The 15,272-nt window shown below is 70.1% G+C and carries 17 protein-coding genes; 2 read left to right on the top strand and 15 right to left on the bottom strand.

Annotated features, from left to right (window positions below; all coding sequences use genetic code 11):
* Positions 1-63: 63 nt before the first annotated feature.
* From ACZ5VC_RS06815 to ACZ5VC_RS06805, 3 genes are all read right to left on the bottom strand, one after another.
* A complete protein-coding gene (locus ACZ5VC_RS06815) occupies positions 64-762 on the bottom strand; it encodes an aggregation-promoting factor C-terminal-like domain-containing protein (protein ID WP_469119051.1) in 699 nt (232 codons plus the stop codon).
* 415 nt (positions 763-1,177) lie between these two features.
* Positions 1,178-2,500 (bottom strand): PhoH family protein, encoded by a 1,323-nt coding sequence (locus tag ACZ5VC_RS06810; protein ID WP_468711920.1) that lies wholly within the window; start codon positions 2,498-2,500, stop codon positions 1,178-1,180.
* 377 nt (positions 2,501-2,877) lie between these two features.
* Entirely contained in the window at positions 2,878-3,639 is a 762-nt protein-coding gene (locus ACZ5VC_RS06805; protein WP_468711921.1) for an isoprenyl transferase, read from the bottom strand.
* Positions 3,640-3,851: 212 nt separating this feature from the next.
* On the opposite strand from ACZ5VC_RS06805, the gene mgrA reads away from it, so the two are divergent.
* Positions 3,852-4,889: an L-glyceraldehyde 3-phosphate reductase gene (gene mgrA, locus ACZ5VC_RS06800; protein ID WP_469119050.1), complete on the top strand. Its 1,038-nt coding sequence runs from the start codon at positions 3,852-3,854 to the stop codon at positions 4,887-4,889.
* A 244-nt stretch (positions 4,890-5,133) separates the two neighbouring features.
* On the opposite strand, the gene ACZ5VC_RS06795 is transcribed toward mgrA, so the two are convergent.
* From ACZ5VC_RS06795 to ACZ5VC_RS06780, 4 genes are all read right to left on the bottom strand, one after another.
* Positions 5,134-5,499 carry a winged helix-turn-helix transcriptional regulator gene (locus ACZ5VC_RS06795; protein WP_469119049.1) on the bottom strand — a complete coding sequence of 122 codons (366 nt, stop codon included), beginning with the start codon at positions 5,497-5,499 and terminating at the stop codon, positions 5,134-5,136.
* A 119-nt stretch (positions 5,500-5,618) separates the two neighbouring features.
* Positions 5,619-7,190: a DUF2079 domain-containing protein gene (locus ACZ5VC_RS06790; RefSeq protein WP_469119048.1), complete on the bottom strand. Its 1,572-nt coding sequence runs from the start codon at positions 7,188-7,190 to the stop codon at positions 5,619-5,621.
* Positions 7,191-7,218: 28 nt separating this feature from the next.
* Complete coding sequence (locus tag ACZ5VC_RS06785) at positions 7,219-7,617, bottom strand: cupin domain-containing protein (protein WP_469119047.1); 399 nt, start codon at positions 7,615-7,617, stop codon at positions 7,219-7,221.
* Positions 7,618-7,671: 54 nt separating this feature from the next.
* On the bottom strand, positions 7,672-8,724 hold the full coding sequence (locus ACZ5VC_RS06780) for a prepilin peptidase (RefSeq protein WP_469119046.1): 1,053 nt from the start codon (positions 8,722-8,724) through the stop codon (positions 7,672-7,674).
* Positions 8,725-8,794: 70 nt separating this feature from the next.
* Here ACZ5VC_RS06780 and ACZ5VC_RS06775 point away from each other — a divergent pair, with 70 nt between their 5' ends.
* Positions 8,795-9,148, top strand: a complete 354-nt coding sequence (locus tag ACZ5VC_RS06775; protein ID WP_469119045.1) for a DUF192 domain-containing protein — start codon at positions 8,795-8,797, stop codon at positions 9,146-9,148.
* Positions 9,149-9,214: 66 nt separating this feature from the next.
* Here the strand turns inward: ACZ5VC_RS06775 and ACZ5VC_RS06770 are convergent, their stop codons facing one another.
* From ACZ5VC_RS06770 to ACZ5VC_RS06735, 8 genes are all read right to left on the bottom strand, one after another.
* Positions 9,215-10,006 (bottom strand): hypothetical protein, encoded by a 792-nt coding sequence (locus tag ACZ5VC_RS06770; protein WP_469119044.1) that lies wholly within the window; start codon positions 10,004-10,006, stop codon positions 9,215-9,217.
* An 83-nt stretch (positions 10,007-10,089) separates the two neighbouring features.
* On the bottom strand, positions 10,090-11,196 hold the full coding sequence (locus tag ACZ5VC_RS06765; RefSeq protein ID WP_469119043.1) for a hypothetical protein: 1,107 nt from the start codon (positions 11,194-11,196) through the stop codon (positions 10,090-10,092).
* A 19-nt stretch (positions 11,197-11,215) separates the two neighbouring features.
* A complete protein-coding gene (locus tag ACZ5VC_RS06760; RefSeq protein ID WP_469119042.1) occupies positions 11,216-11,698 on the bottom strand; it encodes a hypothetical protein in 483 nt (160 codons plus the stop codon).
* A 19-nt stretch (positions 11,699-11,717) separates the two neighbouring features.
* Positions 11,718-11,987 carry a hypothetical protein gene (locus ACZ5VC_RS06755; RefSeq protein ID WP_469119041.1) on the bottom strand — a complete coding sequence of 90 codons (270 nt, stop codon included), beginning with the start codon at positions 11,985-11,987 and terminating at the stop codon, positions 11,718-11,720.
* Positions 11,988-12,107: 120 nt separating this feature from the next.
* A complete protein-coding gene (locus ACZ5VC_RS06750) occupies positions 12,108-12,548 on the bottom strand; it encodes a hypothetical protein (protein ID WP_469119040.1) in 441 nt (146 codons plus the stop codon).
* A gap of 26 nt (positions 12,549-12,574) precedes the next feature.
* Positions 12,575-14,011 carry a polymorphic toxin-type HINT domain-containing protein gene (locus ACZ5VC_RS06745; protein ID WP_469119039.1) on the bottom strand — a complete coding sequence of 479 codons (1,437 nt, stop codon included), beginning with the start codon at positions 14,009-14,011 and terminating at the stop codon, positions 12,575-12,577.
* 174 nt (positions 14,012-14,185) lie between these two features.
* On the bottom strand, positions 14,186-14,713 hold the full coding sequence (locus ACZ5VC_RS06740; protein WP_469119038.1) for a hypothetical protein: 528 nt from the start codon (positions 14,711-14,713) through the stop codon (positions 14,186-14,188).
* Between the two features lie 138 nt (positions 14,714-14,851).
* Complete coding sequence (locus tag ACZ5VC_RS06735; RefSeq protein WP_469119037.1) at positions 14,852-15,214, bottom strand: hypothetical protein; 363 nt, start codon at positions 15,212-15,214, stop codon at positions 14,852-14,854.
* Positions 15,215-15,272 lie beyond the last annotated feature (58 nt).

Here is a 15,272-nt window from a genome sequence, read left to right as displayed (position 1 = left end):
GACCGTACACGCACGGAGCCCCTCACCGTAGGACGGTGAGGGGCTCCGATGAGTTGAGCGGGCCTAGTACCAGTGGTTGGCCTGCCAGAACGACCACGCGCCACAGGGGCTGTCGTAGCGGTTGTTCATGTAGTTGAGGCCCCACTTGATCTGGGTGGCCGGGTTGGTCTGCCAGTCGGCGCCGGCCGACGACATCTTGGAACCCGGGAGAGCCTGGACGAGACCGTAGGCGCCGGAGGAGGCGTTCACGGCACGGTAGTTCCAGCCGGACTCGTGGTCCACGATGTTGCTGAAGCACTGGAACTGGTCGCCGGCCATCATCTGGCGGGCCATCGCCTTGACCTCGGCGACGCTGTAGGAGCCCTTGGCGGCGAAGCTCGAAGCGTCGCGCACGGAGGAGCGGTTGGCACGCTCCTTGGCGTCCGCCTCACGCTTGGCCTTGTCCTCGGCGGCTTCCTTCTTCGCCTTGGCGTCCTTGGCGGCCTGGAGACGGGCCGCTTCCTCCGCGGACTTCTGCGCGGCCGAGTCGGCAGCCGCGGCCTGCGCTTCGGCCTGCTGCGAGAGCGACGAGACCTGTACCTGGGCCTGCTGGCCCCCGGGGATGTCCGCGAGGAGCGTCGTGTCGGCTGCGGTCGCCTCGAAGGTGTCGCCCTGGGCGTCCGCGGCCTGGGTGTTGCCGGCGGCAACGCCCACTACAGCTCCGACAGTGGTGACCGCAGTGGCAGATGCCACGGCGAATCCCCGGACCGAGATCCGGCTCACACGGTTTCCTTCCAGCATCGCCCACACGGGTGACCTCGCGGGCGAAATCGTGCCCCTGGCGCTGGTCTCCGACGTACATGGGTCACTGAAGACACGGGCCCGTGGGAACTTCCGCAGAACGGAAGCGCCGCGTGGTGCTTCGGGCGGCATACGGCGATCGGTTGTTGAGTTGTGTGGTGCCACACCTCTGGAGGTGCACGTGTGCCGTATGCGGGGCCTGACGGAAGCAAGACTCTGCCGGAAGGCGACGCCGCAAGGCAATTATTCGTTGCGTGTGAAAGCTCACACGCCGTTCGTCACAGGGATTTTGGGGAATGGGGCGCGCAGCACGGCGCCGCCCGGCTAAGCTCCTGCGCTTCGCCGGGCGGCGCCAACTCCCATAGCGGGCTTGCCCTGTCGGACCGGGTGATATCCGTCAGCCGGTGACGTCCTCCAGCATTTCGGTCACGAGCGCGGCGATCTGCGAGCGCTCGGAGCGGGTGAGGGTGACATGCGCGAAGAGCGGATGTCCCTTCAGCTTCTCCACGACGGCGACGACGCCGTCGTACCGGCCGACCCGGAGGTTGTCACGCTGGGCCACGTCGTGGGTCAGAACGACCCGGGAATTGGCCCCGATCCGGGACAACACGGTCAGCAGCACGTTCCGCTCCAGTGACTGCGCCTCATCGACGATGACGAACGCGTCGTGCAGCGAGCGGCCCCGGATGTGGGTGAGCGGCAGCACCTCCAGCATCCCGCGGCCGAGCACCTCCTCGATCACTTCACGGCCCGCCACGGCGGACAGCGTGTCGAAGACCGCCTGGGCCCAGGGGCTCATCTTCTCGGCCTCGGTACCCGGCAGATAGCCGAGCTCCTGGCCGCCGACCGCGTACAGCGGTCTGAAGACCATCACCTTCTGGTGCTGCCGGCGCTCCAGGACCGCCTCCAGGCCGGCGCAGAGCGCCAGCGCGGACTTGCCGGTGCCGGCCCGGCCGCCCATCGAGACGATGCCGACGTCCGGGTCGAGGAGCAGATCGAGCGCGATGCGCTGCTCGGCGCTGCGGCCATGGATGCCGAAGGCCTCGCGGTCGCCCCGCACCAGCCGGACGTTCCCCTCGGGGGTGATCCGTCCGAGGGCCTTGCCGCGCTCGGACTGGAGCACCAGACCCGTGTGCACGGGAAGCTCGGCGGCCTCGGGGACGTACAGCGTCTCCTGGTCGTAGAGGATGTCCACCTGATCGGCGGACAGGGCCAGCTCGGACATACCGGTCCAGCCGGAGTCCGTGATGGCGAGCTCGGCGCGGTACTCCTCGGCGAGGAGGCCGACGGACGAGGCCTTGATCCGCAGAGGCAGGTCCTTGGAGACGACCGTGACGTCGTACCCCTCGGCCTGGAGATTGCGCGCTACCGCCAGAATCCGTGAGTCGTTGTCCCCCAACCGGTAGCCGGCGGGGAGGACGCCGGGATCGGAATGGTTGAGTTCGACGCGCAGGGTCCCGCCCAGGTCCCCGATGGGGAGGGGGGCGTCGAGGCGGCCGAACCGGATCCGGAAGTCGTCCAGCAGGCGCAGTGCCTGCCGGGCGAAGTATCCGAGCTCCGGATGGTGCCTCTTGGCCTCCAACTCGGTGACCACGACGATCGGGAGCACGACCTCGTGCTCGTCGAAGCGGGCCATCGCATTGGGGTCGGCCAGCAGGACGCTGGTGTCGAGAACGTAGGTGCGCCTGTCGGGCATGCGGCGCTTTGTGCTGGTCACCACGGAAGGACAGACCCCCTCTGATAGAGGCGCTGAGGTCGTGCTGCGACTGCGACGGTGTCGCAGGGGGATGGGGCCGGGCTCGGGCCACGATGCGCGGGCCGGGCGCCGGCCCTCCGCTTCATCCGTACATGTCCTGCACGGTCGTCCTGGTGCAAAGGGCCTCCCGGGTGGGCGGACTCCGTGCCGCTCACTCTGGAAGGGGTATTCCCTCGAACGAGCTCCGCCATGCCATGGCATATGACGACGCGTTGGTGAACGGACGGTGACCTGCGCCGCGGGGGACGCTCCGGGGCCCGTGGAGGCGGTCGTGCCGGTGGTGACGGCGGTTCCGATGGTGACCGGTGGTAACGGTGGTGGCAGTGGTGCGCCGGGGGCTGTCAGGTGCCGTAGCGGCGGTGGCGGGCGGCGTAGTCGCGCAGGGCACGCAGGAAGTCGACCTTACGGAAGGCCGGCCAGTGGACCTCACAGAAGTAATACTCCGAATGCGCGCTCTGCCACAGCATGAATCCGGACAGCCGCTGCTCACCGCTGGTGCGGATCACCAGGTCCGGGTCGGGCTGGCCGCGCGTGTAGAGGTGCTCCGAGATCCGGTCGACGTCCACGATCTCGGCGAGCTCCTCGAAGCTCGTCCCCTTCTCCGCGTGCTCCAGCAGCAGTGAGCGGACCGCGTCCGCGATCTCCTGGCGGCCGCCGTAGCCCACGGCGACATTGACGAGTATCCCGGTGTTGCCGCGCGTGGACTGCTCGGCTTCCTTCAGTACGGACTGCGTGCGGGCCGGCAGCAGGTCCAGGGTGCCGACGTGGTGCACGCGCCAGCGGCCGTCGGAGGCCAGGGCGCGCACGGCGTCCTCGATGATGCCGAGCAGGGGCACCAGCTGCGCCTCGGGCCGGTTCAGGTTGTCCGTGGAGAGCATCCAGAGGGTGACGACCTCGACGTCCGTCTCGGCGCACCAGCCGAGAAGCTCCTGGATCTTGCTCGCGCCGGCCTTGTGTCCCTGCTCGGGGGTGCCGCCGGAGGCCTTCGCCCAGCGGCGGTTGCCGTCGAGGATGACGCCGATGTGCTTGGGCACCTGGGCGTGATCCAGGCGGCTCTCCACCCGGCGTGCGTAGAGCCCGTACACCAGGTCGCGCAAGTTCACTGAGTTCACCTCTCGGTCCGTGCGGGCCCGCCCCGCCCCCTGCCGGGCATCGGGTCCGCCACGCGATGGTGGGCTGCATCGTGCCCTCGGGGGGATGCGGCACTGGTCCGGCCCCTCATATGCCGCTGCAGTCCCCGAAGCCGCCACATTACTGCGCAGGGGCGGCAGCCACCCAACCCGGCCTGTCACAAGTCCGTGATAAGCAGGGTTGCGTGACTGATTCCCCTTCGTACCGCGCCGCCGCCGACCGCTACGACTCCATGGAGTACCGCCGCAGCGGCCGCAGCGGGCTCAAGCTGCCCGCCATCTCTCTCGGCCTCTGGCACAACTTCGGCGACGACCGCACGCTCGACTCGCAGCGCGCGATCCTGCGCCGGGCGTTCGACCTCGGGGTGACCCACTTCGACCTGGCGAACAACTACGGACCGCCGCCCGGGTCGGCCGAGCTGAACTTCGGCAAGATCTTCGCCCAGGACTTCGCCGCATACCGGGACGAGCTGGTTCTTTCGACCAAGGCCGGCTATCTGATGCACGCCGGGCCGTACGGCGAGTGGGGATCCCGCAAGTATCTGATGTCCTCCCTCGACGCCTCCCTCAAGCGCATGGGCGTCGACTACGTCGACATCTTCTACTCGCACCGCTTCGACCCCCACACTCCCCTCGAGGAGACGATGGGTGCGCTGGCCTCCGCCGTCCAGCAGGGCAAGGCGCTGTACGTGGGTGTGTCCTCGTACAACAGCGAGCAGACCGCCGAGGCGGCCCGGCTGCTGATGGACATGGGCGTGCGGCCCCTCATCCACCAGCCCTCGTACTCGATGATCAACCGCTGGACCGAGGACGACGGCCTGCTCGACACCCTGGAGGAGGCCGGCATGGGCTGCATCTCCTTCGTGCCCCTCGCCCAGGGGCTGCTGACCAACAAGTACCTCGAGGGCATCCCGGAGGGCTCGCGGGCCACCCAGGGCAAGTCCCTCGACCCGAACCTGCTCTCGGACGAGGTGCTGCGCAGGCTGCGCGGCCTCGGCGAGATCGCGCAGCGCCGGGGCCAGTCGCTGGCGCAGCTGGCGCTCACCTGGGTGCTGCGCGACGAGCGGATGACATCGGCGCTGATCGGGGCGTCGAGCGTGCGCCAGCTCGAGGAGAACGTGGCGGCGCTCGCCGGACCGCCGCTCACCGCCGAGGAGTTGAAGGAGATCGATTCCTTCGCGGTGGACACGGCCGGCACCAACATCTGGGCCGGACGCGGCTGAAGACAGAAAACGGGCCGGTCCGTGGGGGGGATACGGACCGGCCCGAGGGGGGGTTTCCACCATAACCCTTCATAAGTGATGCTGCGTGCCACCGTGCGCCGTCAATACGCTCTGGTTGGGGCACGGGCCCCTGCGCACAAGGCGTTCCGGGCCTGGAAGAGGGACCCGCGCCGGGCGTGGCGGGCCGTTCGTACCTCCCAAGAGGGACCCGCCGCGATGGGCGCGCTGTTGACGGCCGGATACCTCAGAGCACCGGCTCGGCGACCTGCTCCTTCTGCTTCGCCGCGATGATCTCGGCCATGAAGGTGTCGCCCCACAGGCCGAGCGGCTCCAGGGCCCTGTTGAGCGCCTCGCCCAGCTCGGTCAGGGAGTACTCGACGCGGGGCGGGACCTCCCGGTAGACCTCGCGGTGCACGACACCGTCGGCCTCCAGCTCCCGCAGCTGCTGGATCAGCATCTTCTCGCTGACCCCGGTCATGTGCCGCCGCAGCTCACCGAAGCGCATCGTGCCGGTGTGCAGCACCCACAGGATCATCGGCTTCCACTTGCCGCCGACGACATCGACCGCCGCGTCGAGACCGCATGTGTACGCGACCTTGCCCTTCGCCATCCTCAACTCCCCTGTGTGCGAATGCGCTTACCGAATCGACAGTACGGCAGCGGGTGGGCGTACGACGCAGGCTCCATGGAGGGCGCCGGGGTACGGGCGGGTGCCGGGCCGGGCGGCGCTCAGCGGGCGGTGCGCCGGAGCAGGGTGATGCCGTCGCGGCGGGCGACGACCCGGTAGCCGTACTTGTGGCGGGCGGCGGCGAGCTCCGCCTCCTGCCGCTCGATCGGGTAGGGCCAGTGCCCGGTTCTGTACGGCCAGGCTTCCGGGGCCTCCCGGTCGTGGACGATCCACTCGGTGGTCGGCGGCGGGAACTGCTTGAGGTCGTAGCGGTAGAGCTTGCTGTCGACCGGGAAGGTCGGGAAGACGACCACCGTGCAGCGCGAAGTCAGCTGCGGCACCAGGTGGTTGGAGGCAGCAACGCTCGCCCCGTCGGGGATCTTCGCCAGCAGCGCGCGGGCCGCCACGATGTGCGGGGTGGTGCGCCAGGTGGCCCGCTGGGCGAGCTGGGCCAGCGGGAACGACGGCAGCGTGACCAGCGTGACGCCGAGGACCGTGGCGAGCGAGGCGCGGATGTGACGGACGGCGAGCGGATGACGGGTGCGGCGCCATCCGCTCAGCGCGTCGATGAGCCCCGCGAAGACGATGGGCATGAGGATCGCGCTGTAGTGGAAGGCCGTGCCCCAGTGGAAGGCGTTCTGCGACACCATGCGCCAGCCGAGGGTGGGGATCGCGATCAGGGAGAGCGGTGAGCGCAGCGCGAGCAGCGCGGACGGGGCGAACACCAGTACCAGGGTCATGGCCTTGATGTCGGGGCGGAGCGCGTCCAGCGGGGCGTGGGCCACCATGCTCAGGAACGAGCCGTAGTGGTCGGAGAGGTTCTCGCCGTGGGCGTACGAACCACCGGGGTTGAAGGCGGGCAGCAGGAGCTCGATCTCCACGAGTGAGCCGAGCAGGCCGGCGACGGCGGTCGCGATGCCCAGCAGGCGGGGACCCTTGGGCCCGCCGGGCCGGCGTGCGGGACCGCCCGCCTTCAAGGCGATGTAGACCCCGATGGCGGCAAGGGTCAGCCCCAGGTCCTCCTTGACGAGAAGGAGCGGCGCCGCCCAGGCGACGGCGCGCCCCCACCGCTGCCGGCCGAGCGCTTCGAGGGCGAAGGCGACGAGGGGTACCGCGAGGGCCACCTCGTGGAAGTCGAAGGCGACGGCCGAGGCGATGCCCCAGCTCAGTCCGTACCCGGCGGCGACGGCGTGGGCGGCGCGGCGGCCGAGTACCCGGGCGGCCCAGCGGGCGAGCGGGACGACGGCCACGGCGAACAGCGCGGACTGGGCGGTGAGGAGACAGAGCGGGGACGGCCAGACGCGGTAGAGCGGAGCGAGAACCGCCAGCAGAGGGTGGAAGTGGTCGCCGAGGAGATTGAATCCGTCGCCGCGCAACGGGACGACGGGCGCGCGGAGTTGAGAGTAGGCGCGCACGGCCTGCTCGAAGATGCCGAGGTCGTAGCCGGTGGTTCTGAGCAGGAGGTGGCGGCGTACGGCGACGGTCGCGTACAGCGCGAAGAGCAGGGCGGCCCATCCCCAGGGGAGGAGGGCCGAGGAGAGGCGGGCGCCCGGACGCTTCGAGGGGGAGCGCGGGGCGGGCGCTGTGACGACCGCCCCGCTCGGTTCCGCCTCTTTGTCAGTAAATGTCCGCATACGCCCCGATGCTATGCGGGCGGCTCCCTCAGATCAGTTCATGTCCCGTGGTGCTGTCCACATTGGTCGGAATCTCCCCCTCGTGGCGGTCCCCGGTGGACACCGTCCCGGACGGTTCGAACATCAGGATGGAGGCGCCTTCCGGGGCGGACGGCTTGTGCTCGGTGCCCTTCGGTACGACGAAGGTGTCACCCTTGTGGAGGCTCACGGAGGTCTCCGTGCCGTCGGCGGCGCGCAGCGCGATGTCGAAGCGGCCGTCGAGGACGAGGAAGAACTCGTCGGTGTCCTCGTGGACATGCCAGAGGTGGTCGCCCTTGGCGTGCGCGACCCGCACGTCGTAGTCGTTCATCCTGGCGACGATGCGCGGGCTGTAGATGTCGTCGAACGTGGCGAGGGCTTCGGCGAGGTTCACGGGCTTGGTGTCCATGATCCGATCCTGCCCCGGGGCAACGCCGGACGTCGCGGGAATTTCCCGCGCGGGCTACGCGGAGGGGAGCGCCGAGAAGGCGCCGAGGAGCAGCCCGGCCAGCGCCCCGCCGAGCATGAAGGGCCCGAAGGGGATCGCGCTCTTGCGGTTCGCCCGGCGCAGCAGGACCAGGCCGAGCCCGTACACGGAACCGAACACGAACCCCGCGAAGGCGCCGACGAAGAGGATGCCCCAGCCGTACCAGCCCAGTACCGCGCCCAGCGAGAGGGCGAGCTTGACGTCGCCGAAGCCCATGCCGTTGGGGTTGATCAGGAAGAGCACGAAGTAGGCACCGCCCAGGGCGAGTCCGCCGAGCAGCGCGTGCACCCACGATCCGGCCTCGGCCGGCAGCAGTTCGGTCGCACCGAGGAGTGCGGGGGCGGCGACGGCGAGCGGGAGCGTGAGCTGGTCGGGCAGCCGGTGGACGCGGCGGTCGATCACGGCGAGCAGCACGGCGAAGGGCGCCAGCAGCAGCCAGACGGCCAGCTCGGGGCGGGGCCCGGTGGCGGCGGCGAGGGCGGCGCAGGCCAGTGCGGTGACGAGCGGGATGAGAAGGGAGGGGGTGAGGGCGGCCTCGGGGGCGGGGGCCGCGGTGTCCGGCATGGCCTCGGGGGCGGCCGGGTCCGGCGTGGTGACCGTCGCGGCGGGGGCGTCCGGCGCGAGGGCCTCGGGAGCAGGGCCCTCGGGAGGGCTCGGCGCGGCTGCGCGGGTCGTGGGGGTGTGCGCCTCGGGGGTGTGCGTCTTGGAGGCGTCGGCCGCCACGGCGTGCGTCGCCCGGGTCTCCCCCGCGGTGGCCGGGGTCGCCGGTGCGCCGGCCGGGACCGGGGCGGTGACCGGCGCGGTGGCCTCGCAGCACGCGCAGCGCGCGCGGCCGAGCCAGCCGCGCGCGGGCCCCGCGAACGGATGCCCGGCGGGGCACGTGTCCCGCCACCGGTCCTCCGGCTCGACGGAGAGCCGGTACGCGGCGCGGGGAACGAGCAGCCCGGTGGCGGCGCCCCACAGGGCGGCGGCGGCGATCAGCGAGACGTACACATGACCGACCCTAGACGGGGTCGCACCGCAGGTCATGGGCCCAGGGGCCCACTCCCCGCGGACCGGGGCCCAGAGCTTCCGACCGGACCCGCTACCTTCATCACCCATGGGTACTTGGCGCAATGGCATGGGCACGATGACCGTTCCGGGACGGGACGAGCCGGTGAAGGTGGAGATCGCGGCGTCCTACCGGGCCCGCACCCGGGGCCTGCTGGGCCGTGACGGGATCGACGGGGCGATCATGCTGACCCCGTGCAACAGCGTGCACACCTTCCGGATGGGCTTCACCATCGATGTGGCCTACCTGGACAAGGACTTGCGGGTCCTCGGCGTCGTCACGATGAAGCCGGGCAGGCTCGGCATGATCCGGCTGCGCTCCCGCCATGTGCTGGAGGCGGAGGCGGGAGCGATGGCGGAATGGGGCCTGCGGCCGGGCGTCCAGCTCACGATCGAGCCGTGAGCCGTGAGCCGTGAGCCGTGAGCCCTGAGCCGTAAGGCGTTGGGCTTGCGGCGGACCGACCGAGTGCTACTTCTTCAGCTTGGTGACCTGCGCGGTGACCAGGGCGACCGGGATCACGGGCGTGGCCGGGCCCTCGAAGTTCGCCGTGTAGAAGGTGGCGACGGTCGGTCCCGAGCGGACGACCTGGAAGACCAGCGGCACGGCCTGACCCTCGAAGTCCGCGGTGAGCTGGTACGCGAAGCTGTCGTCACCCGCCTTGGGCAGCGGCAGTTCCTTCACGGCCTTGTACGTGGAGGTGGTGGAACCGTCGCGGGTGAGGAAGCCTCCCTCGCACGCCGTCGCGGCGGCGCGGAGCCGGCTGAGGACCGTCGCCGCGCTCGGCCCGTGGCTGGTGAGGAACTCGGACACGGCGGGCCGGCCGTTCTTCACTCCGACGGTCTGCCGGTACGCGGACGCCTGCGCGAGCGGCTCCGGCTTGCCGTTGAGCACGGCGATGAGCGGCGCGCACTCGGCCTTCTCGGAGATCTCACCCTCGCCGGGCGGACCGTCCATGGGCGTGACCGTGTAGCCGGGCACGTCGGCGGCGGCGAGAACGGCCTTCTCCAGCTCGGCCTTTGTCAGGGGCTTCCCGGTGGGAGCGGCCACCGGCGTGGACGGTGCCGCGGCGGGGGGTGTCGAGGAGGCGGGGGGCGCGCTGGACGGCTTCCGCTCGGCGGCGCCCTTGCCGCTGTCGCTCGTACCGGCGGCGTTCTCCTTGTCGTCCCCGTCCTCGCAGCCGGCCGTGAGCCCCATGGTGAGCGCGACGGCCACGACCGCCGTGGTGATCCGTGTCGTCATGGTGGTCATGCGTCGTGTCATACGTGGCACGCTAACAGCGGTGCTCACGCCGGTGCATGGGTCCACGGACCCATCCTCCGCGCCCTGCCCCGTGTGGGGGTCCGTCAGGGCGGCCCGGAGCCGAGCAGGGTGAACGCCCCGTACGCCCCCGATGCGAGCGCGAGACCCGCGAGGACCAGCAGCCGGACGCGCGGGCGGAGCCGTACCAGCGCCACCGCCGGGGGCAGCAGCAGGGAGAAGGCGGGCATCATCAGGCGCGGCCGGGAGCCGAAGTAGGCGGCGCCGATGAGCGAGATGACGACGATGCCGATGGTGTAGATGAGTACGGGTAGCGGCTGCCCCTGCCGTGCACAGAGCACCACCAGCCACACGAGCAGCGCGAGCGCGGCGCAGAGCCCGAGCGCGGCGAGGGGCGGCAGGCCCCAGATGAAACGGGCGAGGGCGACACCGCCATCGATGCTGTTGCCCCAGGCGGCCTGGACGTCGAAGTAGGCGGTGGGGCTGCCCTGCCGGACGCCGACGTAGACCACGTACGCGAGCCAGCCCAGCGGCGCGAGCAGTACTCCGGCCGCCATCCGCGCGGAGACCCGGCGTTCCTCGACCACGGTCGCGAGCGCGGTGATCCCGAGGGCGGCGATGAGCGCGGCGGCGGACGGACGGGTGAGACCGGCCAGGGCGCAGAGGGCTCCGGCCCAGATCCAGCGCGCGCGGAGCACGGCGTACAGCGACCAGGCGGCGAGCGCGGTGAAGAGGGTCTCGGTGTACGCCATCGACTGCACGAACGCCGTCGGACCGACCCCCCAGAGCACGGCGAGCACGACTCCGGCGGGCCGCCCGGCGACATGGACGCCCACCGCGTAGATCCCCCAGGCGGCGCCGAGCGAGGCCGCCCAGGACACCAGGAGCCCGGCGGTCGAGGCGTCGACCCGCAGGACTTCCGAGAGCCCGCGCTCCAGGGCGGGCAGCAGGGGGAAGAACGCGAGGTCGGAGTGGACGCTGCCGTCGGCGAGCGTGATCTGGTACCCGTATCCGTGCTCGGCGACCCGGACGTACCAGACGGAGTCCCAGCGTCCCTTGAGCAGACGCAGCCCGTCCTTCCCGGCGACGGCGGCGGCGACCGCGAACACCGCCATCCCGACACCCCGCACCGCGGCGTACCCGTACAGCGCGGGCGCGGCTCGGCGGAGGCTCGGTGCCTGGTCGTGGGACATACGGTCGATTATGTCGGGGTCACACCCAGGCCCCGCCCCGCCCCTCGGGAAACGCGACCACCCGAGCCCCGGGCAGCTGCGGAACCGGCGCGCCCACGGCCTCGACCGTCAGAACGGGCTCCTCCTCGTCCGACTCCTCCAGCCGTGCGCGGGTCACCGTCCCCTCGGGGGTGGCGGCCCAGTAGGCGGAAGGCGCCGGCGCATCCACCGCCGGATACAGGACGGTCGTCCCGGTGGCCGCCGCGACCAGCAGTGCGGCGATCGGCTCGTCGGGCGCGTCCGGTACGGCATCGGAGACGTACACGTCCCAGGACAGAGCGAGATCACCGGTGACGGGCCGGTGGCCACACAGGACGGGCGCCTCCCAGTCGCGCTCCTCCGGATCGACCTCCGGCCCGGCCGCGTCGACCCGGTCGACCGGCACGCCCACCGCGAGAGCGAGCGCCTCGGCGACGGCGCGGGGGGCGGGACGGTGGACGGTCAGGAAGTTGTAGACGCGCACAGGCCGGTGCGACCTCTCCTCATTCGACCGGGGTCTTCCCGTAGTAGGGCCGGACGGTCTTCCCCAGCTTCCGCTGGATGGACCGCAGGGTGCTGAGGGTCCCCGCGTCGTCGAACCCGGTGGCCGTCCGCCATTCGGATCCGGTGCCCGCGAGGTCGCTGACGAAGACGATCTCGGTGGCGAGGAGGGTGCGGGCCCAGTCGACCGGGGCGAGGGGGGCGTCTTCGGCGAGCGCGGCGCGCAGTCTCCGTCCCTGGTCGAGCAGGTCCTGCATGGACGCGAATCCCATGCCGACGGCAAGCTGATCGCCGCACCGCGCCGGCCCGCCCCACTCCAGGAGCGCCCGCCGCAATAGTCCGACCTCGTCCGCCGTGAGCAATTCGCTCGGTACCACTGCTTCTCCCCGCAGTCAGAGAGCGGCGAGCCGGTCTCGGTAGGCGGTGTACTTATGGGCTTCGCCCGGCAGCAGCCGTTCGAGCTCTTCGAAGAAGAGAGTGCCCGCCCGCCCCAGGGCGGGCAGCAACTCAGCAGCAGGAGCCATGGCCTTGTTCTCCCCGCAGGCGACCAGAATTCGCTCGCCCATGCGCTGCATGGAGAACTCGAGCGGCTGGTCGGGGAACGTCGTCGAGACCTTGGCCGACGCCCCCTCCAGCTGCTCCGCGAGGTCCGCCAGGTAGGCCCACAGCTGGTCCACGAGGTCCCATTCCTCGAACCCCACGACCTCTTTCCCGTCCACGACCAGTCGAATGCATCCCTCGATGTAATGAGGGTTTTCGGGAGCCGTGACGCAGTCCTGGACAGCGGTGAACCGCCCGTCGCCGCTCTTCAGGAAAGATTGGACTTCTACCATTGCCGGCACTCCAGTGATGACACTCGTTACTTCTTCGGGTACAGCTGGCCGATACGTCCGTGGTTCAGGCCGACCGAGTACCGTACCCCATTGACCACACCTTCGACGTTGTAGATGGCGTTGGTCCCCTTTTGGGCCAGCTCCGCCCGGTTCTGATTGACGATCTGCTGCACCACGTCCGCCACGTCATCGACCGTCATGTTCTTGCCGAAGAAGGTCTGGTCCTTCTTCACCGAACCGTCCCAGTACTTGGGGTGGTGACGCTTCAGGAAGTGGTCCATACCGTCCTTGTCGAGCTGGAAGTTCTCATTGCCCACCTTGAAGGTCTTGCTCTTCCACTTCGCCAGCGCGTTCTTCCGGTCCTGGGCAGCCGTCTTGGAGGGCTTGGGGCACGGGTCGTTGTTGTGAACGAGGGCGCTGCTGAAGCCGACACCGACGTAGTAGCTGTGCAGTCCGCCGACGGCCAGATCGTGCGTGGTCTGCCGCTGGGTGTAGCCGTGGACGGCGAGGACGTCGAGCGCCTTGCCCTGCTGGGTCCGGAGCACGGCACCGGGGCGAATGTCCCCCGCGTCCACCCAGCGCCCTTGGCCGACGAGCCAGAAGGGATGCGTGTCAGTGGCGGTGACGGTACCGGCCGAGGTGGTCAGCCGGGTGAAGTCCTTGTCGTCGTAGGTGGTGAAGGTGCGGGTCACGGTGCGGAGCGTGGTGAGCCCCCTCGCCGGGTCGGTGGCGACGACCTGGTCGCCCAGGCGTACGGACTCGATCGGCACGCTCAGCCCGCCGGCGACGAGGACCCGGGTGCCGGGCGGGAAGCTGTGACCGACCGGGCATGTGGTCTCGTCCGGCTTCTTCTCCTTGGGCGGGTCCTTCTTCTCCGTGTCGAGTTTCTTCTTCGCGTCCTCGAGCTTCTTCTCGGCGTCCTTGACCTTCTTACGGTTCTTGATCAGACCCGTCAGACCGTCATAGAGCTTCCCGCCGTGCTTCTTCAGCTTCCCGATCAGCTCGGCGGCCTTCTTCCACTTCCACGGCGCCCCGTACTTCGCCGCCAGCTTCCCGACCGCACCACCGATCAGACTGGTCAGGATGTTGATGAGGGTCTCGGTGCAGGCGCCCATGTCGCCCTTGGTGATGCAGTCGAAGGCATCCTTGATCCCGAGCTCCTCGGCCAGGATCTTCGCCAGCTCCTTGGCGGCTTCCTTCGCCTTGTCCGAGTCCGACTTCTCGGCCTTCTGCGCGTCCTCGAGATCCTTGACGGCCTTCTCGTAATCAAGCTGCGCCTGAGACTTGGGCTGACCACTGTTGTCGGAGGCCGGCTTGCCCGAACCGGGACCCTGGGCCTGGGTGTCACCGCCGCCGCCGTCCCCGCAGTCACCACCACCGCTGATCCGGCAGACCTGCGCGCTGATCTTCTCCGTCAGCTCCGCACCGATCCCCGTCGCCACCAGAGCGCCGACGATCGCCACGACAACCATGACAAGGCCCAGGTACTCCAACGCACCCTGACCACGCTGCGACTTCCGCAACCCCAACAACCGGGCCTCAGTACGGAGACCACACCCGCGCCACCGTCGACGAACCGAACGCACAACCCCCATACGCAACATGAGCCGAACGCTACGTGCACCAAGGGCAGCCGGTCATGGGCCCAAGGACCCATTCGGGCGCGGATTCAGCTCCACGGTCTCCACGGTGGCCCGGTTTCCGTACCGCTCCGTCCACCGCCGTTCGTCCGCCTCGTTGCCGGTCCTGATGCCGAAGGTCCAGGTGGGATCGAGGAAGAGCGTGTGGCCGCCGTCGAAGTCCAGGCCGAGGCACGTGGTGAGGCCCTCACCCGTCACGTACGCGCGCAGTGTCGTGCAGCGCAGCTCGTCCCGGCCGTCCCCGAAGAGCTGCTCGCCCCAGGCGGCCACGACGACCTCGTCCTCCGCCTCCGCGAGCAGCTTCACATCGTCCCAGCCGGCACCGGGAACGACTTCGGCCCCGAGGTGGTCGTACTGGCCCTCCGACGTCAGGCGCAGGAGGCCCTCGTCCAGCCTCAGCCACAACACCACCGGCTGGGGCCGGAACTCGGGCACCTCGTCGTCCCGGTCGATCCAGCCCGGCACGAGGACGTCGCGCACGCGGCGCTCCCGTAGTGCCGCGGCGGCCACACGCCACGCGCTCATTCGCGTCAGCCCTTCTTCTTCGGCACCTTCTTGGGCCCCCAGGCCCACCAACGGACCCAACCTCGGTCCCCTGCCGGCGTGGCCATCCACGGGCGGTGGTTTCCTCGACGGATCGCCGGGGCGCGGAACCGGGCTCGTTCATCCCGACGGCCGGATCCTCCTGAACCCCGCCGCCATCACCGGCCCGAGGTGGTCGATGAGGTCGTAGCCGGGCTGCCCGGGAAAGGGCAGGTCTTCGAGGAACGAGGTCACGATCACCGCGTCGATCCCGGCCACGCCGCGCCGGCTCTGTTCCTCCAGGAAGTCGAGGACATCACGCCAGTCCGCGGCCTCGGGAGCCTCCCCGAGGTAGGACCTCACCGTGTCGCCCACCACCTCCCAGAAGAAGACATGCGGCAGCACACCGTGCTCGTTGAACACATGCGCCTCGTAGGCGTCCTCGAAAGCCGGAAAGCGCGCCACGAGATCCTTCACCAACTGCACGCCCGGGGTGGTCGTCATCTGAACTCCGGTCCTGGTCGGTGGGAAGAGCGTGCGACCGCCCCGAAGCCGAGGGCGA

The organism is Streptomyces sp. NPDC033174 (assembly GCF_055577795.1).
This window is presented reverse-complemented; position numbering and strand designations above follow the sequence as displayed.